At 29.6% G+C, this 26,908-nt stretch carries 25 protein-coding genes; 19 read left to right on the top strand and 6 right to left on the bottom strand.

The window, feature by feature from the left end:
• Positions 1–32: 32 nt before the first annotated feature.
• Positions 33–1,136 (bottom strand): glycosyltransferase, encoded by a 1,104-nt coding sequence (locus tag Q9969_RS08400; protein ID WP_305515263.1) that lies wholly within the window; start codon positions 1,134–1,136, stop codon positions 33–35.
• 193 nt (positions 1,137–1,329) lie between these two features.
• On the opposite strand from Q9969_RS08400, the gene metK reads away from it, so the two are divergent.
• Positions 1,330–2,508, top strand: coding sequence for a methionine adenosyltransferase (metK, locus tag Q9969_RS08395; RefSeq protein WP_305556236.1), 1,179 nt, complete (start codon positions 1,330–1,332; stop codon positions 2,506–2,508).
• A gap of 211 nt (positions 2,509–2,719) precedes the next feature.
• Here the strand turns inward: metK and Q9969_RS08390 are convergent, their stop codons facing one another.
• The 5 genes from Q9969_RS08390 to Q9969_RS08370 all read right to left on the bottom strand — a co-directional run bounded on the left by Q9969_RS08390 (position 2,720) and on the right by Q9969_RS08370 (position 7,722).
• The gene (locus Q9969_RS08390; RefSeq protein WP_305556233.1) at positions 2,720–4,150 is read right to left on the bottom strand and encodes a flippase; all 1,431 of its coding nucleotides are present in this window, start codon (positions 4,148–4,150) and stop codon (positions 2,720–2,722) included.
• A gap of 313 nt (positions 4,151–4,463) precedes the next feature.
• On the bottom strand, positions 4,464–5,510 hold the full coding sequence (locus Q9969_RS08385; RefSeq protein WP_305556230.1) for a LicD family protein: 1,047 nt from the start codon (positions 5,508–5,510) through the stop codon (positions 4,464–4,466).
• A 238-nt stretch (positions 5,511–5,748) separates the two neighbouring features.
• A complete protein-coding gene (locus tag Q9969_RS08380; protein WP_305556227.1) occupies positions 5,749–6,450 on the bottom strand; it encodes a 2-C-methyl-D-erythritol 4-phosphate cytidylyltransferase in 702 nt (233 codons plus the stop codon).
• A gap of 1 nt (position 6,451) precedes the next feature.
• Positions 6,452–7,420 carry an NAD(P)H-dependent glycerol-3-phosphate dehydrogenase gene (locus Q9969_RS08375; protein WP_342766069.1) on the bottom strand — a complete coding sequence of 323 codons (969 nt, stop codon included), beginning with the start codon at positions 7,418–7,420 and terminating at the stop codon, positions 6,452–6,454.
• A gap of 32 nt (positions 7,421–7,452) precedes the next feature.
• Positions 7,453–7,722, bottom strand: a complete 270-nt coding sequence (locus Q9969_RS08370; RefSeq protein ID WP_305556844.1) for a LicD family protein — start codon at positions 7,720–7,722, stop codon at positions 7,453–7,455.
• Between the two features lie 986 nt (positions 7,723–8,708).
• Here Q9969_RS08370 and aepX point away from each other — a divergent pair.
• The 18 genes from aepX (at position 8,709) to Q9969_RS08275 (ending at position 26,891) form a co-directional block, all read left to right on the top strand.
• Positions 8,709–10,016: a phosphoenolpyruvate mutase gene (aepX, locus tag Q9969_RS08360; RefSeq protein WP_305556219.1), complete on the top strand. Its 1,308-nt coding sequence runs from the start codon at positions 8,709–8,711 to the stop codon at positions 10,014–10,016.
• 9 nt (positions 10,017–10,025) lie between these two features.
• Positions 10,026–10,751, top strand: coding sequence for a metallophosphoesterase family protein (locus Q9969_RS08355; protein WP_305556217.1), 726 nt, complete (start codon positions 10,026–10,028; stop codon positions 10,749–10,751).
• Positions 10,752–10,763: 12 nt separating this feature from the next.
• Positions 10,764–11,765, top strand: coding sequence for an NAD(P)-dependent oxidoreductase (locus tag Q9969_RS08350; protein ID WP_305556215.1), 1,002 nt, complete (start codon positions 10,764–10,766; stop codon positions 11,763–11,765).
• A gap of 9 nt (positions 11,766–11,774) precedes the next feature.
• Complete coding sequence (locus tag Q9969_RS08345) at positions 11,775–12,545, top strand: DUF6564 domain-containing protein (RefSeq protein ID WP_305556213.1); 771 nt, start codon at positions 11,775–11,777, stop codon at positions 12,543–12,545.
• 1 nt (position 12,546) lies between these two features.
• The gene (locus Q9969_RS08340; protein ID WP_305556211.1) at positions 12,547–13,728 is read left to right on the top strand and encodes a saccharopine dehydrogenase NADP-binding domain-containing protein; all 1,182 of its coding nucleotides are present in this window, start codon (positions 12,547–12,549) and stop codon (positions 13,726–13,728) included.
• 12 nt (positions 13,729–13,740) lie between these two features.
• On the top strand, positions 13,741–14,859 hold the full coding sequence (aepY, locus tag Q9969_RS08335) for a phosphonopyruvate decarboxylase (protein WP_305556209.1): 1,119 nt from the start codon (positions 13,741–13,743) through the stop codon (positions 14,857–14,859).
• Positions 14,860–14,867: 8 nt separating this feature from the next.
• Positions 14,868–15,710, top strand: coding sequence for a LicD family protein (locus Q9969_RS08330; protein ID WP_305556207.1), 843 nt, complete (start codon positions 14,868–14,870; stop codon positions 15,708–15,710).
• 107 nt (positions 15,711–15,817) lie between these two features.
• On the top strand, positions 15,818–17,989 hold the full coding sequence (gene topA / locus Q9969_RS08325; protein ID WP_305556205.1) for a DNA topoisomerase I: 2,172 nt from the start codon (positions 15,818–15,820) through the stop codon (positions 17,987–17,989).
• A 1,089-nt stretch (positions 17,990–19,078) separates the two neighbouring features.
• The gene (locus Q9969_RS08320; RefSeq protein ID WP_305555826.1) at positions 19,079–19,207 is read left to right on the top strand and encodes a hypothetical protein; all 129 of its coding nucleotides are present in this window, start codon (positions 19,079–19,081) and stop codon (positions 19,205–19,207) included.
• 336 nt (positions 19,208–19,543) lie between these two features.
• The gene (locus tag Q9969_RS08315) at positions 19,544–22,228 is read left to right on the top strand and encodes an STT3 domain-containing protein (RefSeq protein WP_305556203.1); all 2,685 of its coding nucleotides are present in this window, start codon (positions 19,544–19,546) and stop codon (positions 22,226–22,228) included.
• 100 nt (positions 22,229–22,328) lie between these two features.
• Positions 22,329–23,423 (top strand): GTP-binding protein, encoded by a 1,095-nt coding sequence (locus tag Q9969_RS08310; protein ID WP_305556201.1) that lies wholly within the window; start codon positions 22,329–22,331, stop codon positions 23,421–23,423.
• The gene (locus Q9969_RS08305; protein WP_342766068.1) at positions 23,423–23,953 is read left to right on the top strand and encodes an adenylate kinase family protein; all 531 of its coding nucleotides are present in this window, start codon (positions 23,423–23,425) and stop codon (positions 23,951–23,953) included. Before Q9969_RS08310 ends, Q9969_RS08305 begins: the two co-directional genes overlap by 1 nt.
• 204 nt (positions 23,954–24,157) lie before the next feature.
• A complete protein-coding gene (locus Q9969_RS08300) occupies positions 24,158–24,478 on the top strand; it encodes a hypothetical protein (protein ID WP_305556196.1) in 321 nt (106 codons plus the stop codon).
• Positions 24,479–24,805: 327 nt separating this feature from the next.
• Positions 24,806–25,171, top strand: coding sequence for a ribonuclease P protein component 4 (locus tag Q9969_RS08295; protein WP_305515101.1), 366 nt, complete (start codon positions 24,806–24,808; stop codon positions 25,169–25,171).
• Positions 25,140–25,397, top strand: coding sequence for a YhbY family RNA-binding protein (locus tag Q9969_RS08290; protein WP_305515099.1), 258 nt, complete (start codon positions 25,140–25,142; stop codon positions 25,395–25,397). Before Q9969_RS08295 ends, Q9969_RS08290 begins: the two co-directional genes overlap by 32 nt.
• A 90-nt stretch (positions 25,398–25,487) precedes the next feature.
• Positions 25,488–25,925 carry a 30S ribosomal protein S19e gene (locus Q9969_RS08285; protein ID WP_305515097.1) on the top strand — a complete coding sequence of 146 codons (438 nt, stop codon included), beginning with the start codon at positions 25,488–25,490 and terminating at the stop codon, positions 25,923–25,925.
• A gap of 20 nt (positions 25,926–25,945) precedes the next feature.
• Complete coding sequence (locus tag Q9969_RS08280) at positions 25,946–26,302, top strand: DNA-binding protein (protein WP_305556193.1); 357 nt, start codon at positions 25,946–25,948, stop codon at positions 26,300–26,302.
• 4 nt (positions 26,303–26,306) lie between these two features.
• The gene (locus Q9969_RS08275; RefSeq protein ID WP_305515093.1) at positions 26,307–26,891 is read left to right on the top strand and encodes an asparagine synthase-related protein; all 585 of its coding nucleotides are present in this window, start codon (positions 26,307–26,309) and stop codon (positions 26,889–26,891) included.
• Positions 26,892–26,908: the final 17 nt, after the last annotated feature.

Here is a 26,908-nt window from a genome sequence, read left to right as displayed (position 1 = left end):
TCCTTATTTTTTAAAATGTTATTTCGTGAGATTTACTCACGTGTGGTATAAATTTTACTTTCTAATGCTGTTGTAATGGAAGATAACAGGCATTTAGTTTTTAAATCAGTATAGTGGATCTTTTTAAGTTTATTTACTTTACTTAAAAGTAATTTATTCTCTTTTTTGGTAAACGGAGAGTTTTTCCAAGTATATGTCCAATGTAGGAGGTGAGGATTCACGCTAACGTTTTGCACTTCTTTTGAAAAGCCATCGGTACATTTCCTACAGTAAATATAGGATTCCATCAATTCGTCAAGCAATCTGACATTGACGGTTTTTGTAATTGATTTATCATTTGGCAAATCACGAATATAATAGTCATAGCACATGAAATTATTTAAGAATACTATTCCTTCAGCTTTAAGGAACGTTTCAAGGGCAAATGCCATGTCATCTCCTGAAACAAATGGCTGGAAACGAATGCCATTATCCATGATTAAGTCCCTTCTATAAATTTTACTCCACACTGACGGGTGCATTTTCAGAATATCCGGTTCCTGTTCAATATTATCTACCTTTATAATATCGAGAGGAGTGTCTCTTGGGTATGTTACTTCTAATGTTTTGCCATATAGGAATCTCTCAACAAAATTGTCCCAAAGGAAATCCGGAACATTAATGAAGTTTTCAGTTTCAAAAACCTCATTCGGGTAGTGCTTTTCTATCTCATCTTTATATGGGGAGTATGACTTTTGAACTTTGCCTCCGTATTCGAATATTCTTCTAAAACGGCCAAAAGCTATTTGGGCATCATTGACTTTAACTGCTTGGTATAGTGTTTCAATTGCATCTGGAGTGTATCTGTCGTCCGGATCAAGAAACATTATATAGTCTCCGGTGCATGCTTCAATACCGGTGTTGCGGGGAGTATATGCGGCGCCGCTGTTTTTTTCATGATGGATGGCATGACAACAATCATAGTTAGCATCGTATTCATCTATTATCATGTTAGATTCATCAGTTGAGCAATCATTGACCATTATGATTTCTAAATTTTCATTACCTATGCTTTGGTTAATTAAAGAGTCAATTCCACCTTTGAGATGGTCTCCAACATTAAAAATAGGTAAAATAATACTAATTTTGTCATTCATTTTAATCTATATAATAATTGTTTTTCAATATTAATAAAATTAATTGGATTATTGTCACTGGATGTGGATTTTTATAAAATATTTCATTTTTTAATAAGTTTTAATAATTAAAAGATATTAAAATATGTATGTTTATCGTTTCTTAGTGAATGTTTAAGAAACTGACTTTTAATAATTCATAAATGGTGAAATAATGAGCGAAGTATATAGGACATTTACATCTGAATCAGTAACTCAAGGGCATCCGGATAAAGTTGCTGATATAATTTCTGATGCAATATTGGATGCATATATGGCACAGGATAAATATTCACATGTTGCATGTGAAACTTGCGTAACAACCGACTTTTGTATGGTATTTGGTGAGATTACATCAACTGCTGATATTTCAGGTGATGAAATTGAAAAGATTATAAGAGATACAATCATTGAAATTGGTTATGATAGTCCTGATTTAGAATTTGATGGGCATGATTGTATAATTTCAAATAAACTTCATTCACAGTCTCCAGACATTAACCAAGGTGTAAACAGAGGAGAAGATGAAGAAACTGGTGCTGGAGATCAGGGTATGATGTTTGGCTATGCAACCAATGAAACCGAATCATTAATGCCATTCCCAATTGATCTTGCTCGCAAACTCACAAATAAATTAACAGAACTTAGGGAAAGTGGGGAGATACCATATTTAAGGCCTGATGGTAAGGCACAAGTCTCAGTTAACTATGATGGTGATGGAAATGTTGTTTCACTTGATGCGGTAGTATTGTCAACTCAGCATGACGAGTCTGTTTCAGACAATCAGGACAGACTGAAAGAAGATATTCGTGAGAAACTCTTTAAAGAGGTTATTCCCCAAGAGCTAATGACTGAAGACACTAAAGAACACATTAATCCAACAGGCAAATTTGAAATTGGCGGACCTCATGGTGATGCCGGTTTGACTGGCCGTAAAATCATCGTAGATACTTATGGTGGATATGCAAGACACGGTGGAGGGGCATTTTCAGGAAAAGACTGTACTAAGGTAGATAGGAGTGCATGTTACATGGCAAGATACATTGCTAAAAACATTGTAGCTAGTGGACTTGCTGAAAAATGTGAAATCCAATTGTCTTATGCAATTGGGGTGGCTCAACCAACTTCGGTCATGATAGATACCTTTGGAACCGGTGCAGACATTGGTGATAAGACAATGGAAGAAATTGTACGTGAAAACTTCAGTTTAACTCCAGATGGCATCATCGAATCTCTTCACCTGAGAGACACTACCTACAAACAAACAGCTAAAAAAGGTCATTTTGGTATTGAAGGGCTTCCTTGGGAAGAAACAGATAAAGTTGACGTTTTAAAAAAGTATATTAAGAATTAATAGGTTCGGAAACTTTACTTTCCATATGGGAGGGAAGTTTCACCATGTTTTTCATTAAATTCTTTTTTAACACTTTCGGAATAATGTAGATAATCATTATCTTTAAAAACCTTCACTGGGAGCATTTTCTAGAATAAGAAGAAAATAACCAATCTGGATTGAACATTTATAACAAAATCTTTTTTAATTTTATACTCTTTTTTCTAATGGGCTAATTTTTACCTAGAATTTCTTTTATCACGTATTTATCATCATTATCAAAGACTTTTAAGAGGTAAACAACTGTTAAGTAAATCATTATTCCAATAGGTATGGCTATCCACATATTTAAGTTTAAGAAGTAGAGTGCGATTCCTAAAACTATTGATCCTATGGTGATTTTTATTAAATCAGTGTATAGTTTTTTATTTGGTTTATGGCCAATTTTATGGATTATATATTTTTGGATTATCACAATCAAGATATCACTTAATACGGTTGCAATTGCAGCTCCTATAAATGAAAATTTTGGGATTAAAATAAAATTTAAAATGATATTAAATACTGCAACTATAGCGTAAATTTTTGTAACAGTTACTTCTTTGTGTGATGAATCTAATAGTATGTTTCCGGGACTAGCTATAAATAATAGACAGACAGTCCATATTAAAATTGATAAAATTTGTGCAGAGGCATAATATTCTTGTCCATATATTAATTGGACAATATCTGTTGCATAAATTTGTGTTGCTATTGATAGAGGAATCATAATTAACATTAAATATTTAATTGATTTTTCATATATTATTGTTAAAATTTTTTCATTCTCTTTAAAAAATTTACTCATTACTGGAAATATTACTGCAGTATATGCAGTATAAAATACTGTTAAAACAGTAATTAATTTGTATGCTGCATTATACACTCCCGTAGCATAATTGCCTGAAATATGGGTTAACATTACAACATCTATTGAGAAGTAAATTGAGTATAATAAACTTGATATAGCAAAAGGAAGCGAATATAATGTTATTTTTTTACAGAAAGTTGTATCTAATTCAAATTTTGGTTTTGTAATTTTTTTATTTAGATAATAATATTCAAAAGTTAATGTAATAAAATTAGCTATTAAATAAGAAATTGCGATTCCAATGATTCCTAAATCCGTGAAAATTGCAATTAGAATAAATATGAGTAATAAAGAATTTAATAAAGTATTGCCTATTCCTTGATATTTTCCTTCTTCAAATGCTTGGAATGCTCCATTTAATAAATTAATGAATGATTTGATTATTATTTCTAGGGTGAAGAGTAATGTCACTGTAAGTGTAATCTCATCAGATTTCATTATTAATAATAATATACATGTCAAAAATAATGTACCTATTGCAAAAATGGATTTTAATGGAAGTGCATTTCCTAGATATTTTGGGGATGATTCATAATTTGTTGCAATATGGCGAACAATATGGGTGCTGATGCCCCAATCACTAGTAATTGATAGAATAGCAGTTAATGAGGTGGCAAATCCTAAAATTCCATATTCCTGAACTCCAAGGTATCTTGCTATTAGAATAGTCCAAATAAATCCACATATGCTTGCTATGATTTGCGAAATTAATATCCAACTCATATTTTTAAATATTGTTGTTATTTGGCCCATATTATGTCTCCTTTTGCTTAAATATATTTTTTGTATATACTGAATTAATCTATTTTTTTTAATTTTTGCAACGATTTAAAAGATTAAAGTTCATATTTTTTCATAATAAAACTTTTAAAGTTTCTATTCAGGTATGTATTCACTATTATTTTGATATTTTATTTTAATGGACATAAATATTGTTTAATCATTAAAAGTTTATAAATCTATAATAATTTTTTTACAAATATCTAAAAAGGATTATTCACTATATTCCGATTCATTTAAAAAATATTTGATGTGTCTTGATTTATTCTCAATTTTTAATTTCATATTAAATATTTTGTTCTATTTCATCATTAATCTCTTTTAATTTTTTTATAGTATTTTTAAAAGACATTTCCATTTCTGTCTGAGAATTAAATAATGTGGAATTATATTCTTGATAACCATGCATTGTAATATTTGAGGGGATATCCATATAATCATCACCATACCATAATTTAAGTAATTTATCTGGTTTATTAGGACATTTGAATTCATAATTTTCAAATTGAATTGTTTTCAAGGGAAATATGTATTCTGTTGGAAACCATCCAAAATCATCAATTTCGCTAGCATCAATTCCTTCTCCAATATAATCAGTTTTATTCAAGGTTAAACCCATTTTACTGAAGATTCTGTTAAATTCTTCATTAAATTTAAAGTTATTTTTTTCAAATAAGGAACTTCTAAATGAAAATTTATAAGCACTATAACTTTTATTGTAATAATCAATTTTGTTTTCTTTGACATAATCATATGGGAAAATATCTAATTTAACCATAGGTTTTAACCAACCAATTTGTAAAAATATTGATTTTCCTAAATGTGGTTGATTGAAATAATCATCATGACCCAATTTTTTGTTATAAATGGAATTCATGTCCTTAAAATAATTTTCTTCTTTATTAATTAATTTTGTTAGCGCACAATTTTCTTTTAAAAATTCATTTTTTTTTAATTCTTGAGGTAATACTTCAATTAATTTTTCATAATCTTTTCTCATCATTAAAATATCGCAGTCATCATCCCATGGAATAAAACCCTCATGTCGCATAGCTCCAATCAATGTTCCATAAATTAAGCAATAGTCTAAATCATATTTTCCGCAAATATTATCTATAAATCGTAATAATTCTAAATACATTTGTTGGATATGGCGAAGAGATCCTGTAATTTTCACATTATTATGTTTAAACATAGAATTTAATGCATAATTTGGTGTTGATTTTGAGTTAGTTTTTCTGATAGTTTTAGAAATTTTCATAAGCAATATTAATAATTCATCTGATTCTTGAATTTTTGAGGGTAATTTTTTATATAACTTACTTAAATCCATAGTTATCCTCGCAGTGTAATTATTTTAATTTATATTTTTATTATTATTTTTTATTAATTTAATAAGTTTTCTGTTACCTTGATAGTTACTGGATATTTTTAGTAAATATTTGGCAATGATTATTATGCTATTTAAGGCATTTTATGATTTAGACATCTTGATTTTGTTTTTTATTTATTTAAAAATTGATAGTTTAAATTTTTTGCAGATTTCTTGATTTTCACTAAGAGTTAATATTTTATAGACTATTTTTATTTAGATATGTCTCTGCAATTTTCAAATCAATATTTCGTGTGATCTTAAAGTTAGTTGATTCTCCTTCAAATAATTTAACATTTCCATTTCTTAAGAAAAATAACATCATAGCTTCATCTAATTGCTTTATTTCATTTTCATTTAGTGTTTCATAAATTTCCATAAATTTATCGATTTTAAAACTTTGAGGAGTTTGTGAATGAAATAAATTCTTTCGTTGAGGGATATCAGTTAATTTTCCTTTTTCTTTACTTTCAAATATCACATCGATAGCAGGAATAACTGGGCTTGCCGCATCATGATTAATTACATTTTTAATACTTTTTTTAATTAATCCTGTACTTACAAAGATCCTAGATGCATCATGTGTAATTAATATATGATTATTATTGTAGGTTTCTTTAATATAATTAATTGAATTTAAAATAGTGTCATTTCTTGTTTTACCTCCTTGTATGACTACAATTCGCGGATTATTTGGAAAGTATTTATTAATTAGTTCTTTTGTTGTATTGATGTATTCTTTAGGAGAGGATATTATTATTTTATCAATTTCATTAACTTTTAGGAATGTTTCAGTTGAATGTATAAGGATTGGTTTGTTTCCAATGCATATGAATTGCTTTGGTTTGTTTAATCCCATTCTTGTTCCAATACCTCCAGCGAGCATTGCTGCAAAAATCATATTATAATCCGTCCCAAAAGTTATTAAATGATAGTTTGGCATTATTTTTATTAACAATTATATCATAAACAAAATTAACGGTTAAACTTTCAAAATTGTTTTTTTCGCATAATTTTTTTAATATAATTGCAGTATTTTTGCCTTCAAATAGTATTCCCGACGATTTTTCATCAACTACAATTCCTTGCCCATATAAAACTCCTAATGTATGATTCCTACTTACAGATAATGTTGAGGCAGTTATAATATCTCCAAATCCACAGTAATCATCCACCGTATCTCTGTTCCCTCCTAATAATTCAATTAAATCTTTTGTTTCGTTGTAACTTTTGGTAAATAATGCAAATCTAGCATTATCATTTATATCTAACCCTTCGCAAATTCCTTGACTAATGGCCAATACATTTTTTATTACTCCACAAAACTCAGTTCCTATAACGTCAGTATTTGAATTAACTTTAAATTTTTTTGTTTTTAGGATTCGTTCAACAATTTTCAAATAGTTTTCGTCAGAACAAGCAATTGTTGTGGCAGTTGATAAATTTTTAGCCATTTCAGATGCAATATTGGGTCCAGATAATGCTACTGCGGGTCTTTTTGTAATTTCTTCTATTATTTCAGTCATACGTTTATTAGTGGTTGATTCTAATCCTTTAGCTGTTGTGATGATTATACAATCATTTGAAATAACTCTGTTCAATTCAGTTGTCAGTTCTCTAACGGTTGATGAAGGTATGCATAAAAAAATAACCTTTACTTGGTTTAGTTTAGAAAAATCATTAATGCCGATAATATTGTCTTTCAATTTCAAATTAGGGTAATAGTGCGTATTATAATGTTTTGAATTAATTTCATTACAAATTTCTTCTTTTCGAGCATATAAAAATAATTTATTTACATTTTTAGCTATTGATTGTGAAATAGCAGTTCCCATTGCTCCAGCACCAATAACTGCAACATTTAACTTCATTTTATCATCTCTTTTCATAAATATACTATTCTTTAATATTTTCCAAAATCAATTTTTTCAGGAGAGGGTCTAAATCTTGATTCTTTTGGAGGTAATTTCATGTAGTCTCCATAAATTCTACTGAGAATTTTATCAGGATTATTTGGTATATTGACATCTATAGATTCAAATTTTGCCTTTTTTATAGGTAACCAATCTTTTTTATCATAAATTGGCATTTGACACATTGCTGGAAAATCGCAAACATGACTACATTCTATATCTTTATATTTTTCATATGATTTAATACATTTTTCTTTAATTTTTTGTGGAGATATTGGTAAAATTTTTAATAGAACAGTGCGAGAAATGTCTTGGATTTTTTTTTTTTCAAGCAGAAGACGGCATACGAGATGTAGAGAGGTCTCGTGGGCTCGGAGATGTGGTATAAGAGACAGATTTTATTATTTGGAATATTATCTAAAATAAAAATATCTATGAATATATTTGGAATGTATTCTACTTGATTGGCCCACCATTCTTCAAATAAAGTACCTTTTAAAGTTAATCTAGCAAATGTATAGAAATAGGTTTTTTCATTTAAACAATTGTAAAAATCGTATTTTTCATCTAAATTAGTTTCCATAATTTTATTTAATTTATCGAACTCTTTTCTAAACATAATTACATCTATATCATCATCCCAAGGGATAAAACCACCATGTCTGATTGTACCAAGTAAAGTTCCACCATATACATAGTAATCTAAATCATTTTCTTCACAAATTTTGATGAAATCTTTAAAAATCATTATCTGAACTTCTTGAAGATGTTTTAATGTTTCATCATCATACCTTTTTGATTTAAACATATTTTCTCTCCTTGACTATCTGTTATCATTTTTATAAGTTTAGTTGATAATTATTAAGCATTTTTGGATTCATATCCTATTACTTGTTAACATTAGTGTTTGATAATATATTATTTGAATAATCTTATTAAATGGATTAAATAAAATTTTGCAATGAAAAGAGCATAATACCTATAAACATAAGTTTTTAGCAAATTGTAATTTGTTTACTTGATAATATATTTTATAAAGAAATCTTTATCAAAGAATCTGGAATCTGCATTTTCTAAAGTTTTTCCAATATTATAAACTGAGATTATTGCAATTATTTTAAAATTCATAGTTACACATAACGTTTCTAAATATTTTTTTTAGTTAAATTTTGTTAGTTATAATATTTATCTTGGAAATTTTTAAATATTTCTTTTTTTCATATATATCTGTATAAAGGTAATTTCTATGAAATCTAATAATCCAATTGTTTATACTTGTTTTTGTACTGATGTAATCCATGATGGTCACTTAAATCTAATTAATGAAGCTAATAAATATGGTGATGTTGTAGTTGGTGTTTTATGTGATTCTGAAATGGTCAAATATAATAGATTTCCATTAAAATCTGCTGGTGAACGTGTGGAATTAGTTAAATCAATTCCAAATGTAAAACAAGTTATAATTCAAGATGACATAATGTATGATAATGTAGTGAAAGAACTTCGTCCAAATTATATTATTCATGGGGATAATTGGGTCGAAGATTCAATGAAAGTAATTAAGAAAAATATCTTAACGGTCCTTAATGAATATGGTGGAGAATTAATTGAAGTTCCATACACTTTTAGCAGTGAAGTTCAAAAAACCGATAGGCAAATGAGAGAAAAATTGGCCATGCCTGAACTTAGAAGAGCAAGATTAAGACAATTATTAAAAATGGTTCCTGTTGTTAAAACTATTGAAGTTCATAGTGGCTTAACTGGTTTAATTGCTGAAAAAACTGTCATTGCTGAGGAAAATCATATTGATCAATTTGAAGCAATGTGGATATCTAGTTTATGTGATAGTACAGAAAAAGGAAAACCCGATATTGAATTAGTTGATATGACTTCTAGATTTAGAACAATTAATGATATTATGGAAGTTACAACTAAACCAATAATTTTTGATGGAGATACTGGAGGTATTGCAGAACATTTTGTCTACACTGTAAGATCACTTGAGCGAATGGGCGTTTCAGCAGTTATCATTGAAGATAAAATAGGTTTAAAGAAAAATTCGCTGTTTGGAACCGAAGTCGAGCAAACTCAGGATGATATTGAGCATTTCTGTGAAAAAATTGCTGCAGGTAAAAATGCTCAGTTATCTGAGGATTTCATGATTATTGCAAGAATTGAGAGTCTTATTCTTGAGAAAGGTATGGATGATGCGCTTAAAAGAGCATTTGCATTTAGATATGCTGGTGCTGATGGAATAATGATTCATAGTAGAAAAAAAGAACCTGACGAAATATTAGAATTCTGTGATAAATTTAGAGCTAGAGATAAAGAAACTCCAATTATCGTTGTTCCTTCATCATATAATTCCATAACTGAAGACGAATTAATTTCTCATGGAGTTAATATTGTTATTTATGCTAATCAGTTATTAAGAGCTGCTTTTCCTGCAATGCAAAATGCTGCGAAAAGTATTTTAAAACATCACAGAGCACATGAAATTGATGAAGAATTACTTTCCATTAAAGATATTATAACCTTAATTGATGAATTATAATGTGATTACATGTCAAAATATGCAATTTTATCAGATATTCATGGAAATCTATTAGCCTTAAAAGAAGTAATTAATAATTTTAATGATATTGATTTTATTATTCTTTTAGGAGATTTAATAGATTATGGAATGCAATCTAATGAAGTTGTAGAGTATATTAAAAATAATCTATCTTCAATGATCATTTGTAATATTTGGGGAAATCATGAAAAAGCAATTTTAACTGAGAATTTTAATCAGTTTTCATCCAAAAGAGGAGTAGATTCAGCAAAATATACTGCGTCAAGACTTTCTGATGAAACCAGAGATTATCTAAATAATGAATTAATTCATGAAGGTAAATATGAATTTGAAATTACTGGAAAAAATGTATTGGCAATTCATGGGTCATTAATTGATAGTTATTGGAAGGCAATTTTTCCAGATAATCTTAATGGAAATTATATGAATTATGACATTGTATTGTCGGGACATTCACATTATCCACATGTATTTCAAAAGTTTTATGAAATGGACAATCCTGAAATGAGAGATAAAAAAGCAGTTTTGTTTATTAATCCAGGTTCTGTAGGCCAACCTAGAAACCATAATCCTAATGCTTGTTATGCAGTTTTAGACACAGATTCAATGAGTATTGAATTAAAATCAGTTAAGTATCCAAAAGAAAAAGCTATGAATTTATATGATGGAAGTATTGATGATTTTTACAGAAAAAGATTATATAATGGGATTTAAGAGGAAACAAGAATGAAAATTTTATATGTTATTAGTGGGGTAACTGGAATGACTGGAAATGAGTTGGTTCGCCAACTTTTAAATCAAAATCAAGATAAAGTAAAAATAATTGGTTTTGATAATTTCTATGCATCTTCAATTGATACAGTTAAAGACTGTTTAGGTCATAGCGGATTCACGTTTTTTGAATATGACTTAAATAATAAAGAGGAAATGAAATCTATTGAATTATTAGTTTCAAAATCAAAAAATGAATTTGATGAAATAATTTATATAAATTGTGCGGCAGTAGTTCATACAGAACACTTTTACAATGTTTATGAAACCTATGAGACAAATGTTGTTGGAATGAATGACTTTTTAAGCCAAGCAATCCGTGTAGGTGCAGATAAATACATTAATTGTTCCACTTCAGAAATATATTCCATGAACTCCTGGAATGAATGTGGGGGAGTTAAAGAATCGGATTATATTACTATGGCTGATGCGGAACATAGTCAAAGAACAAGTTATGCAACTGGAAAATTATTAACAGAATTTTTCATGAAAGATGCAGTAGATAATGGTAAAATAAAAGGATGTTCTATTCGTTTTGCAAATGTTTACAGTAAAGATGAAAAATATCCAAAACATATTATTCCACATATTATTAATAGCTTTAAAAATGAAGGAAAGGTTATATTACTTGAAAATTCTAAAAAGAATTGTAGAACATTTTTAAATAATTATGATAGTTGTAGTGCTGTATTGGAGTTAGCAAAAACCGATTCTGCATTAGATGGTTCAATATATAATGTTGCAACCGACGAAGAAATATCTATAATTGATCTAACTAATTTAATTGCAGAAAAAATGGGTATTAAACATCCTGTTATTAAATTTAAAGGTTATCGTAAATCTGATCCAGAAAGAAGATTGTTATCTACAGATAAAATTAAAACAAGAACTGATTGGAATCCAATCATTGATTTAGATAATGGTTTAGATGAATGTATTGAAAATTATACTAGATAGGTGGATTGTTTGAAAATAGCTATTATAACTGTTGCTGGAATTTCTAGTCGTTTTAATAAAGATATTTCAGAGGAAAATAAAGTTCTAAAATGTTTGTATTGGGAAGATAATCCTAAATTTACTTTACTTTATCAATTAATTGAAAAAGTCTCAGATTATGATAAAATCATAATTGTAGGGGGATTTAAATTTGATGATTTAGTGAGTTATATTTCTCAAAATATTCCCAAAGATTTTAAAGATAAAATTTTATTATTTATGAATAATCATTATGATGATTTAAAATCAGGTTATAGCTTATATATTGGAATTAAAGAGGCTTTAACTAATTTTGAAAATATTAATGAGATTCTATTTGTTGAAGGAGACTTAGATGTTGATAATGAATCCTTTTTGAATATTGTAAAGTCAAATAAAAATGTTTTAACATTTAATCATGAAGTAATTTACTCAAATAAAGCAGTAGTTTTATATCAAAATGATAATAATGAATATAATTACTTATTTAATAGTGATCATGGAAATTTAACTATAAATGAACCATTTAAAGCAATTTTTAATTCAGGTCAAATATGGAAATTCCAAGATATGGATTTGCTAAAAATAGCAAATGATTATTTTAAAAAATATTTAATTGAAGACACTAATTTAGGTATAATTCAAAAATATTTGGATTTAGTTGAAAATAATGAGGAAATTGAACTAATTGGATTAAGACGTTGGGTAAATTGTAATACTAGGGAAGATTATAAATTAATAAAAAAATACTGGAGGGAATAATATGAAATCATTAGATGAAAGATTAAAAATAGTTGAAGAAAATGTAAATAATAATGAAATAACAATCATGATAATAGGTTTAGGAAGTGTCGGAACCTATTTATTAGATTTTTTAGTAGGTAAAAATGATTCTGCAATAAAATTAGTCGTTGTTGGAAGAAATACTGAAAAAATGCAATCTGATGTTAACATTGTTAGAGTTGCAAGCTTAATACGTGAAGTTAACAAATCACAAATTGAAATTGAAGGTAATGTGGATTTAAATGATATAAAATCAATTGAAAAAGTGATTTCTAAACATAATCCAGATTTCATTGTTAACTCAAGTAGAGCATATGCGGGAATTAAATATGGAAGTATATCATGGCATAATGTAAGAGCATATGGTATTTGGACTCCATTATCTATTAAATTCACCAAAAATATAATGGAAGCTTGTGACAATGTAGATACTAATGCAATTGTTATTAACACTTCTTATTCTGATGCGGTTATTCCATGGATTAAAAGTGCAGGTAAAGCATATCCTGACTTTGGAAGTGGTAATTTAAATCATTTAATTCCAAGAATGAAATTTGCTGTAGCAGATATTTTAGGAGTTGATGATTTCTGGAATGTAGACTTTAATTTTGCAGCAGCACATTTTCATGATGTTTGCATAAGTAAAGAAGGCCAAACTGAAGGTATAGATTTACCTCTTAAAATTTATTATAATGGAGAAGAACAAAACATTCCTCATAATGATATTTATAAGATGTGTTCTATAAGCATGCCTGTTGATCAAAAAAGAAATATGATGAATGCATCTAGTAATTATCGCATTATATCAGCGATAATTGATGCAATACGCACTGGTGAGAACCAAAAAGTGTTTGCTCCAGGAGTATTTGGACATATTGGAGGATATCCTATAATCATAGGGTATAAAGATGATAATATATCTGCTTGGATTGATGAATCAGTATTTAGTTTTGATGAAATGGATAAAGCAAACCGTGAATCTCTAGCTTTAGATGGTATAGAAGATATTAAAGATGGTTCTCTATATTATACTGATGACTTAATTTCTAAAGTGGATAATGTATTTAAAGTGGATCTTCCAAAGGAAGTTAAATATGAGGATATTGAAAAAACAGCTAATTTCTTAATAGATGAAATTATCACTCCACAATTAAATAAATAAAAAGGCAAATACATGAAAGTTGAAGATTTTGTTGATGTTTTAGCTTGCGAATTTTATACGGGCGTTCCAGATTCACAACTTAAAGCATTATGTGATTATTTAATGAATACTTATGGGATTGATGAAAAACACCATATTATTGCCGCAAATGAGGGTAATTGTACTGCACTTGCTGCAGGATATCATCTAGCAACTGATAAAATTCCGGTTATATATTTACAAAATAGTGGTGAAGGCAATATTATTAATCCTGTAGCATCACTTTTAAATGATAATGTATATGCAATTCCGGCTATTTTTATAATAGGTTGGAGAGGACAACCAGAGACTCATGATGAACCTCAACACATTTACCAAGGCGAGATTACTTGTAAATTACTTGATTTAATGGATATTGATAATTTCACAATAGATAAAGACACAACAATTGATGAAATTGAAAATACTATGAATGAATATAACAATGTTCTTAAAAAGGGTAAACAAGTTGCATTTGTAATTAAAAAAGGTGCTTTATATTATGATGGTGAAATAAAATATCAAAATGATAATGGTATGATTAGAGAGGAAATTATTGAACATATTATCAAAATAACTGAGGATAATCCAATTATTTCAACTACTGGTAAGACTAGTAGGGAATTATTCGAAATACGGGAAAGAAATAATCAATCTCACCAAAATGATTTTTTAACTGTTGGTTCAATGGGACATACTTCTTCTATTGCTTTAGGAGTAGCTATAAATAAACCTAATGAAAAAGTTTGGTGTATTGATGGTGATGGATCTCTTTTAATGCATATGGGAGCCGTTGCAGTTGTTGGAAATATACATCCTAATAATTTGGTTCATATTGTTATTAATAATGAAGCTCATGAAACTGTTGGAGGAATGCCGACTGTAGCAAATAATATCAATCTAGTTGATATTGCAAAAGCATGTGGATATTCATATGTTGCATCAGTTGATAATTTTAAAGAGTTAGATGATGAACTTAATAAAGTTAAATCTTCAAATAATCTTTCGTTTATTGAAATAAAATCTTCAATTGGTGCAAGAGAAGACCTTGGAAGACCAACAACAACTGCAATTGAAAATAAAGAAAATTTCATGGACTTTTTAAATAAGTAGGTGGTTAATTGAAATACACAGAATATGATAATAAAACTTTAAAACATTTGCAAAATTTAGAGTTAATGATTTTAAAAGATTTTATCAAATTTTGTGAAAAAAACAATTTAACTTATTATATTTATGCAGGCTCGCTTTTAGGAGCAGTTAGACATAATGGTTTTATTCCATGGGATGATGATTTGGATGTGGTAATGTTTAGAAAGGATTATGAAAAATTCAAAAAGATTTTTCTTTCTACACCAAATGATAAATATGAATTATTAACTAATGAAACATCTGAAGATTATTTTCATTTGCTTTCAAAATTAATGCTTAAAAATACTCTTTTTGAGGAGGAATGGGTTAATCAAGTTGAATTTCATGTTGGAATTAATATTGATATTTTTGTTTTAGATGATTTGGCTAATGGTAAATTTAAAAGATTTTATCAACTAAAAAAATCATTTCTTTATAATAAATTATTAATCATGTCTAAAATTAAATTAGAGGATTTACCTCTTTTAACAAAAGTAATTACTCATTTTGGATATTACATTCTTAATCTATTCAAAATAAAACCTAAAACTATTAACAGAAGATGTTTAAATTTTTTAAAAAAATATCAGGATGATAATTGTAAATGTGTATTTGATATTTCGGCCACTTCTGACGAATATCCTCAAATCTACTATAAAAAAGATTTTAATCAAATAATTAAACTTAAATTTGAGAATATTGAAGTAAATGCTCCTAAAAACTATGATAGTATATTGAAAAGTTTATATGGAAATTATATGGATTTGCCTCCTAAGGAAAAAAGATATAATCATATTACTGAACATTTAGATTTTGGGGAATATGTTAAATAAGTAAATGACACATTTTATTACTGTTTTTAATATTTAATGAAAATCTTTTTATATAATAAATTTCTTTAAAATATATTTAATAAAAATTGAGGAAAGGTACGAGTATAATGCATGAAGTAATAGTTTGTGAAAAGCCAACATCAGCTGAAAAAATAGCAAAAGCACTTTCTCCAAGTGCTAAAAAGAAAATATATAATAAAAAAGTTAAATATTGGGAATTAAAGAAAGATTCAAAAGATATTACTGTGGTATCTGCTGTTGGGCATCTTTACTCACTAACACCAGATAATCCAAAAGATAAAGTTTATTTTGACCTTCATTGGGCTCCAGCATATGAGGTAAACAAAAAAGGAAGTGGATTTACTAAAGATTATGTAAGAGCTATTAAAAAATTAGGTAAGAATGCCGAATCTTATATACATGCTTGTGATTATGATACAGAAGGAACCTTAATTGGTTATAATGCTTTAAAATATGCCTGTGGTCAAGAAAACCTCAGCAAAATCACAAGAATGAAATTTTCCACTTTAACCAAAAAAGATCTTTTAGAAGCATATGACAATAGAATCGATTTAGACATGAATCAGGTTGATACTGGTATTGCAAGGCATGTTTTAGACTATTATTTTGGTGTAAATATATCAAAAGCTTTAATGAAGTCTGTAAGTGATGCTAAACATAGATTTTTAAAATTATCAGCGGGACGTGTGCAAACACCTACATTATCTATTCTTGTTGAGCGTGAAAACGAAATTAAAGAGTTTATACCTGAACCTTATTGGTTGATTAGAGCATTAATCAATGGTTCTGAGGATGACAACATTGAAATCAATCATGTTGATGGCAAAATATTTGATAAAACCCGTGCAGAAGAGATAATGAGTAAATGCAGAGGAAAAGATGCAACTGTTTCTAAAATTTCTTTATTTAACTCAACAACCAAACCACCAGTTCCATTTAACTTAGGAGGCCTTCAAAGCGAAGCTTATAATGTATTTGGATTTTCACCTAAAAAAACACAGGTTATAGCTCAAAATCTCTATACTTCAGGTTATACATCTTATCCACGTACTTCCTCTCAAAAATTGCCTGAAAGTCTTGATTTTAAAAGCATATTTAAACAATTATCTGGGGATAATGAGTTCAAGCAACACATAGATCAATTACCTTCTAAAATAAAACCAAACAATGGTAAAAAAGAAGATGCAGCTCACCCTGCAATCCATCCAACTGGCATTTTGCCACAAGGATTATCTAAAGATGATCGTAAAATCTACAATTTAATTGTTTATAGGTTTATTTCAGTATTTTTTGAAGCGGCTAAATTTGAAACAATGAATACTACTTTAGAAATTGAAGGTGAAAAATTCAGATTTAAAAGAAGAAGGGTTACTCATAAAGGGTGGATGGAGCATTATCCTTTTAGAAATATTGATAATGACGAATTTCCAGATATTAAGGAAGGGGATGTAGTTAAAGTTTTAAAATTAATTGCTGATGAAAAAGAAACTAAACCTCCTGCAAGATATAATCAAGCATCTTTAATTAAAGAACTTGAAAAAAGAGAACTGGGTACTAAAGCAACTCGTGCAGATATCATTGATAAGCTTTATGATAGAAAATACATAACTGGAGATAAGCAAATTGAGGTTAATCAGCTTGGAACTAACATGATTGATACTTTAAGTACTTATTGTAATGATTTAACTTCAGAAGAGCTTACTCGTTCATTTGAAAACAAACTTGATGGAATTGATAAAAACACTTCTTCAAGACAAGACATCATAAAAGAAGGAGAAAAAGAAGTTACTATAATTTTAGGGGATATTTCTAAAAATTCTAAAGAAATCGGAACTAAATTATATGAGTCTTATCAAGAAAGCAACATTGTTGGAACTTGTCCTAATTGTGGAGGAAATCTTGTGAAACGTTATTCTCCAAAAACTAAAAGTTCTTTTGTTGGATGTGCTAATTATCCGGATTGCACCACAATTTATTCTATTCCAAAAGGAACTAATTTCCTTAAAAAGAAATGTGAGAAGTGTGGATTGCCAATAATATCATTTGGAAAACCAAGACAAAGGGCATGTCTTGATCCTAATTGCGGTAGGGAAAAAACCGAACCATATAAACCTGAAGAGGTTGGAGAATGTCCAGAATGTGGTAAATCACTTCTTAAACGTTCCGGGCGTTATGGTGAGTTTATTGGTTGTAGCGGATTTCCAAAATGCAGATTTACTTGTTCAGTTGATGAACTTGAATCCAAATTAAAAAAATAAATTTTTTTAATTTTTCTTATTTTTTGTGGGAGTCTCTTTCAAAAACTTGTGTGATTTGAATTTTTACTAGTTTTTGAGTCACGAAATTTTTTCGTTTAATTTTTTCTTTATTTTTAATTTAAAAGTAGTAGAATTAATATATAAGGTGGAACTTAAATATTAATATGTCTAATAAGAATATTAAAGCTCCATATGATTGTATGGAGTTAAAAGAATATAAACTTTCCGATTTTATTCCAGAGTTTTTTCTGAATTCCGTCAATATGATGATCTTTCTCGATTTGGTTGTGAAAAATATTGCTGATAATCTATATTAGACTGGAAAAAAAGAGGAAAAAACTTATTTTGAAAAATAGAATTAGTATTTTATCCAAGTTGTAAATCAAAAGATGCTGTTAAAAATGGAACTTACGAAAGGAAACTAATATTTTTTTAAGAATTGGAGAACAAATTTGTACTATTCAAAAATATAAATGCAAAAAAATGCGGTAAAGTTTTTTTTATATACTAATTTATCTTCACTTGTTTATTCTAATTCTAATATTACATTACTGGTTGTTGAGTGTATTGAAAATTTATATCAAATTTTATGGTGCAGGGCTCCCACAAAATACGATTTGACTTAAAAAATCAACACAACATCGAAATCTCACACCAAAGCATAGAAAACATATTATTAAAACTCAAATTATCAATTTAACTATCCAAATTGGACTTATTTATGGTTTATTATTTATTCGACAGTCTTTGGGTTAAAATTAATGGGATTTGGATATTATATTTTTAGCATTATTCGACGTTAAACTGAATACTTTAGTTTCAGTCAAATTAGTCGAATCAGAAGATTCCAAGACCATTTATCAATTCTTAAACGAATCACTAAGAAATCAAAAGAAAAATATCAATAGGAAACAGACTTAAAACATGAATATCGAGAAGCAATAGATAAACTAAAAGTAAAACATCATTTCTGCAAATTTCACGTGAAACAAAACATAAAAAGATTTAAAGACTATTTTAATAAAAACCAACTAACAGATGAAGAAAAAGAAATCTTAACAGAATTAAAACAAGACATTTATAAAAATATTGGATGCAGAAACACTCGATGATGCTAAAAAACTACGTGACATGTTAATTGATAAAAAAATACCCTCCAAACAACTTCACAATACAAAATCCTATGGAAATTCATCATTCCCAACTTTAAAAAATTAACGAACCACCTTGAAAACACGAATATTCCATCAACAAACAATAAAATCGAAAACATCTTCCAAAAAGTATTCCCAAAACATATAAAAAGAACAATGAAGATAAAACAAGGACTTTTAACAAGATTCATGCTAAAACTAAATTATTGGAACATAAATAATGAAAAAGAAAAAAATCACACAAGTTTTTGAAAGAGCCGTGTGGGATTACATAATCTTTTAATAATAGTAAAGTTAAATATATAACTCAATAAAAATATTTTTTCACATTGCTTGAAATTATTTTTATTTTCTTATAATTTTGATTTTAAATTAATAATAAATTAGACAGAGGATTTTAATGAACAGAGAAACTTTATTAACAGTAGGTAAAGGAATTATCATTGTTTTAATTCTTTTAGCTGTTGTTTTTGCATTAAAAGTTCCTGCAGCTGATTTACATTACTTTGATGATGAAGGTAAAGCTTTATACACCGATTCATCTGGTCTTCCTTATTTCAGTGAAATGGATTCATATTATAACTACAGGTTGACTAATGATTATGTAGATCATGGTTATGTGGGAGATAAAATTATAAATGGTAGTGAATGGGATATGCATAGGTATGCCCCAACAGGAAATGAAATTGATTATGAGTTGGGTATTGTCTATTTGACATCATGGTTACATGGTGTAGTTAATACTTTCTTTGGAGATTACTCCGTTAAAGAAGTTGCATTTTGGACAGGAGCGATTATATCAACATTATGTGTAATTCCGGCATTTATATTTTCAAGAAGGATAACTAACGATTATGGGGCAATAGTTGCAACATTGATTATTGCGCTTGCTCCGAACTACTTTGCGCACACGTTCCCAGGATTTTTCGATACAGATATGTTCTATTACATATTTTCACTTTTATTCATATTCTTCTTTGTAGAATCAATTAGAAGTGATAATTGGATTTGGAAAGTAGTCTTTGCAGCACTTTCAATTATCTCAATCGGACTATTTTCTATTCAATGGACAGGATGGATCTTTTACGTTGCGATGATGGGATTGTTTGCAGTAATATATTTAATTGCAACATTCATATTCAAGGTTGATGAGGATAAAGAATTATATGACAGTAAAGGTCAATGGCTGATTCATAATAAAGAACTGCAGTCTATTGTACTTATGGGTATTGTCGGTTTTGCAGGTCTTGCAATATTTAAAGGTGTTGGTGGTGTTTTAGGAATATTTTCAAGAGTATTTAGCTTATTAAGCTTACAATCTGCATCTGTTGTTGTAGGAGGATTCCCGAATGTACTCATTTCTGTTGCAGAGATGCAAGCACCTAATATGTTAGGTTCTGGAATGACTTCAATGTTTTTAGCAAACACCGAAGGTTTCATAAATGGTATCGGAGGTATTGCAGTATTCTTTGCAGCTCTTGCAGTATTGGTCATTTTAGTTATAAGGGCTTGGAAATTCAGAAATTCAAGTCAAAGACCTGTTGTTAATGAAAAGCCTCAAAAAGGTCAAAGATTATCTGCAGCTAAAAAACTAGATGACAGTCGCAAATTCAAACTTGCACTTACCGATTTAAAATTCGGTGGGGACGATCCAATTTTATCAAATAAACGTTTAACCGTATTATATGCAACATTATTTGTTGTATGGGTAGTAGTAACTGCTTTAGCGGTTAACCAAGGTTCAAGATTTATTACCACAATCGTATTGCCGTTTGCACTTTTAGCAGGAGTATTTGTTGGTTATGCTTATGATTATATTAAATTCAGACTTAACAATGATAAATTGTTAGCAGTAAGCACAGCATTCTGCGGATTTTTAGTGGGTGTGCCACTTGCAACAATCAACAAGACTTATGGTATTTTAGCATTTGCTGCAATTGCTGCCATCGGTTTAGTTAGTATTTATGCTCTTAAATCTAACTCTGCAGATAAAAATTATGTTCCGGTTAAAAAATATGTGTTAATCTGTGTTGTAGTACTTGCATTAATTACTCCTGTTGTCTGCGGAGCTTATCAAACTTCAGAAAATGTTGTTCCGGGTACAAATGATTACATGTGGAATGCACTTGAATGGGTTAATGAAACTCAACCTAAAGATACTGTACTTACATCCTGGTGGGACTTTGGTTACCTCTTTGAGGTTGCTGCTGATAGACAGGTAACATTCGATGGAGGTTCCCAGTCAGGGGAACGCGCTTTCTGGCTGGGTCAGGCTATGACTACTGGGGATTTAGAATTGTCTGCAGGCATATTTAGAATGCTGGATTCAACCGGTACCTTGGCCGATGAGTATTTAGTAAATGTAACAGGCAGCACAGGTAAAACAACCAAGATACTTATAGATATTCTGCCAATGACTAAAGAAAATGCTCAAAAAACATTAATCAGTAAATATGATTTGACTTCAGCTGAAGCTAAACAAACGGTTAAATATACTCACCCAAGCAAGATAAGGCCTGTGATATTTGTCGCATCTTCAGACATGCTTCAAAAAGCTGGATGGTGGAGTTACTTTGGTGCATGGAACTTTAAAAACCAATCTTCCGAAAACTACAACTACTATGTGCCATATGATTCAGCGAAAGTAACTGCAGGACATTCTGCTAAGGTACGATTACTTGAAGACCAAGGCATGACAGTAAATGCTGTAATTGAAAGGGGTAACGGCAATAACACTACCAATGTTCATGTTGAATCAGTTTACACCGACACAGGCAAACCAATTGAAGTTAATGGTAGTGAATATAATCCATTAAAAGCATCCAAGTTAATTTTAATCGAAAACGGATATGTTATGAAGAATGAATCCATTAAAGGTGCTAGTGATGGTAATTATACTTTGTTTGTAATGGCACAAAATAACGAGTATACTCCAATCTTGATGAGTAATGAACTTACCGATTCCATGTTTACTAAGTTATACCTACTTGGAGGTTCGGGCCAAAAAATATTTGAGCCAGTACACACTGAAAGCGGTGTAATGTTATTCAAAGTAAACTTCAATAATACAAAAGCAGGTAGTTAATTTATTTAACTACTTTTTTTCTTATTTTTTTAAATTTATTTATATTATAATAATCTAATATACTATTTAGATTGACTAATTTTTTTAGAGGTTTTCGTACATGGGTATTGAGGAGAAGATTAAAGATATTGAGGAAGAAATTCAAAAAACACCTTATAATAAGGCTACTTCACATCATATTGGTAAGCTTAAAGCTAAATTATCCAAGTTAAAAGAAGAATCTCTACAGAGAAGCAGTGGAGGGTCTAAAGGTCAAGGATTCCATGTTAAGAAAACTGGTGATGCGACAGTAGTGCTTGTAGGGTTTCCATCTGTTGGTAAATCAACATTATTAAACAACATCACAAATGCAGAAAGTAAGGTTGGAGCTTATCAGTTCACCACCTTAGATATTGTACCTGGTGTAATGGAGCATAAAAATGCCAAAATACAAGTATTTGATATTCCAGGTATTATTACAGGAGCCAGCAGCGGTAAAGGTAGAGGTAAGGAAATCCTTTCAGTTGCAAGAACTGCAGATTTAATTTTAGTTGTTCTCGATACACTTAATCCACAACACCTGGATGTTATTCTAAAAGAACTTAGGGTCATCGGCATTAGACCGAATGAACAACCGCCTGATGTCACAGTTAAAAGGAAAAAGCTGGGCGGGGTTAAAGTTTCATCCACCTGCAAACTAACTCAATTGGATGAAAAAACAATCAGATCAATCCTCAACGAGTATGGATATATTAACGCTGATGTGCTCTTCCGTGATGATGTAAGTATGGATCAGTTCATTGATGTATTGGACCGCAACAAATCATACGTTCCAATGTTAATTTTACTTAACAAAGTAGATTTGGTCGATAATGCATATATTGATGAATTAAAGAAGTATATTCCGGATTTCATTCCAATTTCCGCAGATAAAAACACTAACATTGATGAGTTAAAAGACATTATCTTTGATAATCTTGATTTGGTGCGGATTTATTTAAAACCACAAGGACGTAAAGCTGACATGAAAGATCCATTGGTTATTAAAAAAGGTTCCACTGTTATTGATGCCTGCGGCAAACTTCACCGCGAGTTCGTCAAAAACTTTAGACATGCCAAGGTATGGGGAACTTCTGTTAAATTCCCTGGTCAAAAAGTAGGTCCTGATCATGTACTTGATGATGAAGATATTTTGCGTGTAATTTTAAAGAAATAATCATGACAACTATTTTTATAACCGGCACACCATGTGTCGGCAAAACAACAATTGCCTCTAAATTAAATGGGCACTTAATTAAAATAAACGATGTTGCAATAAACAATGGTTTTTTATTGGGTATTGATGAGGATAAAGGATATAAGATCATTGACATTCCAAGATTAAGCGAGCATATATCTGATATCACTAAAGATTGTGAAGGTGTGGTAATTTGTGAAGGCCACCTCTCACATTTATGTGATGGGGCAGATAAGGTAATCGTTTTGAGGGTACGTCCAGAAATTTTAGAGTCAAGACTTAAAGCAAGAAATTATTCCGCCTCAAAAATCCGTGAAAACCTAGAAGCAGAAACACTTGGGGTTTGTTCAGCTGAAAGCTATGAAAAATATGGTGATAAAGTCTTTGAGTTGGATATTAGTGATTTAGAAATTAGTGAAGCAATTGGACTAATTGAAGATGTGATTGCTAATGGCGGAGATTATCCAGTTGGCAGTGTTGACTTTATGGATTGGTTAATTGCACAATAAGTTATTGTTGTGTTTTAGAGTAATAGTGTTATTAAAATAATTATATCTGGTTTTAAACACGTCTTATATTTATATTGATGAAAGCGGTGATTTGGGAACTAAACAAGGTAGTTCAAAGTATTTTATCATGGCTGTCATTAAAGTTGAGGATTCAAGAAGTTAGATAAGATAATTAAGAAAATCCGAAGGTTCTCTAGAAAGAAAATGTTAATTTCTGCTGAAATCAAGGGCGGAAACTTATCCTATGAATTAAAAATCAAAATCCTCAAAAAGTTAAAAAACATTGATTATGAGGTTTTCATAATCGTTTTCGACAAATTAAACAGATATAAAATAGGTTATGAATATGACAACAAGGAAGTGTATGACATTTTAGCTTCAAAGCTGGCGGAATTAATTAATATCGATAAATCCACTTTCATATTCATTGACAGGTCAAAAAACAAGCAAGAAGAAATTGATAATTTCAATGATATCTTTTTAAACAGTTTGAATAATATTCAAAAGCAACCTATTAATATATAACATGAGGATTCAATGCATTATAAAGGTTTGCAGATGGCAGATTTAATTTCATGGTCAGCTTTTCAGAATTTTGAAAATGAAAAAATGTTCAAAATCAAATAATTTCTGCCAACACTCCAATTAATCAAAAAAATAATCCATCATCCAAGTTTTTGAAGGTACTGAATTGTCTCAAATTCACAACCTTTATTAATAGTAATAAACATAATTATTCTTAATATTCATATTAACCTAAGGTTATTTTAACTATGGTTTTTGTTTTAATTTGCGCAAATCATTTTAATTCAATTTTGAATATTATATCCTACATTTTAAGGGAGGATATTTTTGAGTAGAGGAAAAAGACCAAAGTGGATGATTGAAATAGCGATTGAGAGAATGAATATTCTTTTTAACCGTGCTGAGATGGAATTCATCAACCATCCTGAGCGATCCAATCGTTATGTCGAATTAGCACTTAAATTGTCTACTAAGTACAATACCAAAATACCTGAAGAATGGTCAAGAAGGTATTGTAAGAGTTGCAAATCCTTTCTACAGCCTGGTCGCAATTGCACCGTCCGGCTCGTTAACGAGGAGGTTAACATTTTTTGTGGTGAATGCGGTCATGTAATGAAGATTCCTTATAAAAAGGAGAAAAAGTTTAAAAGGAGAGCTAAATATGAGTCAAGAAAAGAAGGAAATGATGAATAGAGCTCTTAATGCGATGACAATTAACATTGGCAAATCAGGCGTTAATGATAATGTTATTGAAGAAATCAAACGTCAACTTAAAGCTAATGAAATTGTTAAACTTAAATTTGCAAAAAATATCGCTCGCGATAAAGATAAATACATCGACGAAATTGTCACTAAAACTAAAGCCAAGCTCATAGACGTTAGAGGACACGTTGCTGTTATTTACAAGAAAAAGCCTTAAACATTATAAATTTAGAGTTACAGGCCCTATTTTTTTAGGTCTTAAGTTTACAGTGGATTAAGCTACAATAAAAAATATTGGAGAATTAATATGACTACTGTATTTGATGTACCTGCAGATTTATTAATTGAAAAAGTCGCAGAAGAATTTAAAGAAAATGATAAGATAGAGTCTCCTGCATGGTCCAATTTTGTTAGAACCGGTGTTCACAAGGAAAGAAAACCAGAAAATGTTGATTGGTGGTTTATAAGAACTGCTTCAATCATCAGAAGAGTTTACATTGATGGACCTGTTGGTGTTTCAAGTTTAAGAACTTTCTACGGTGGTAAAAAAGACCGTGGTGTACGCCCTGAAGCATTTAGGAAAGGTAGCGGATCTATTATTAGAACTGCACTTCATCAACTTGAAAATGCAGGATATGTGGAAAAAGTAAAAGGTGGAAGAGTTGTCACTCCTCAAGGAAGATCCTTTTTAGATAAAATTTCCGGAGAAATAATTAAAGACATTCCTGAACTTGCAAAATATTAATTATATTAGGAGAGTTTGATATGAGCGATTTAGATGAAATTCGTCAAAAAAGAATGGCTGAATTGCAAGCTCAGCAAGCTGCTGCACAAAACCAAGCTCAACAACAAGCTATGGCTCAAGCTCAACAGCATGAAGCTCAAGCACAATTCGAAGCTCAGAAAAAACAAATCTTAGGTCAAATCATGACTCCTGAAGCTCGTCAAAGATTGGCCAATCTTAAATTAACCAAACCTGAGTTGGTTAATCAAATCGAACTTCAATTGATTCAATCAGCGCAAGCTGGAAGCTTAAGAGGAAAAGTCACTGATGAACAGTTAAAGGTCTTGCTTAGACAAATTGCTGGTCAAAAAAGAGAAATTAAGATTACAAGGAAATAATATCATGTCTGCAGCTGTTTTATATAGCGGTGGTAAAGATTCATCTTTTGTTGCGGTCATGCTTAAAAGACTGGGTCTTGACGTTGAATTATACACGGCTAACTTCGGTGTTTATGATTCGTATGTTCCTGCATCAAAATCCGCTAAGTCTTTAGGTTTTAAGCACAATGTTTTTAAAATGAATAGGAGCATATTAGAAGAAACATGTGAGAAAATCTTGGAAGATGGATTTCCAAATGATGGAATAAAATACATCCACGAAAAAACAGTTGAGGAACTTGCTAAAAATCATGATATTATAGCAGATGGGACAAGACGAGATGATAGAACTCCAAAATTAAATATCAATCAAATTAAAAGTCTTGAAGATAGATTTGATGTACAATATATTAATTTAGACAGTTTTGGTCACAAATCAATCAGATTAATCACGCAAAATTTATTTGAAATTTCAAAAGAGAAATCTAGCAAAGACAATAGTTCGGATTTTGAGGTTGAGATAAGGTCCATGATTGATGATATGGGGGGAAATTCTCTAGACATATTCCCGGTGCATTATCAAACTCGTGTTATAGGATATAAACAATAATTATTATTAAGGTGAGA

The organism is Methanobrevibacter sp. V74, from assembly GCF_963082495.1.
In the GTDB taxonomy this organism is placed as follows: Archaea; Methanobacteriota; Methanobacteria; order Methanobacteriales; family Methanobacteriaceae; genus Methanocatella.
This window is presented reverse-complemented; position numbering and strand designations above follow the sequence as displayed.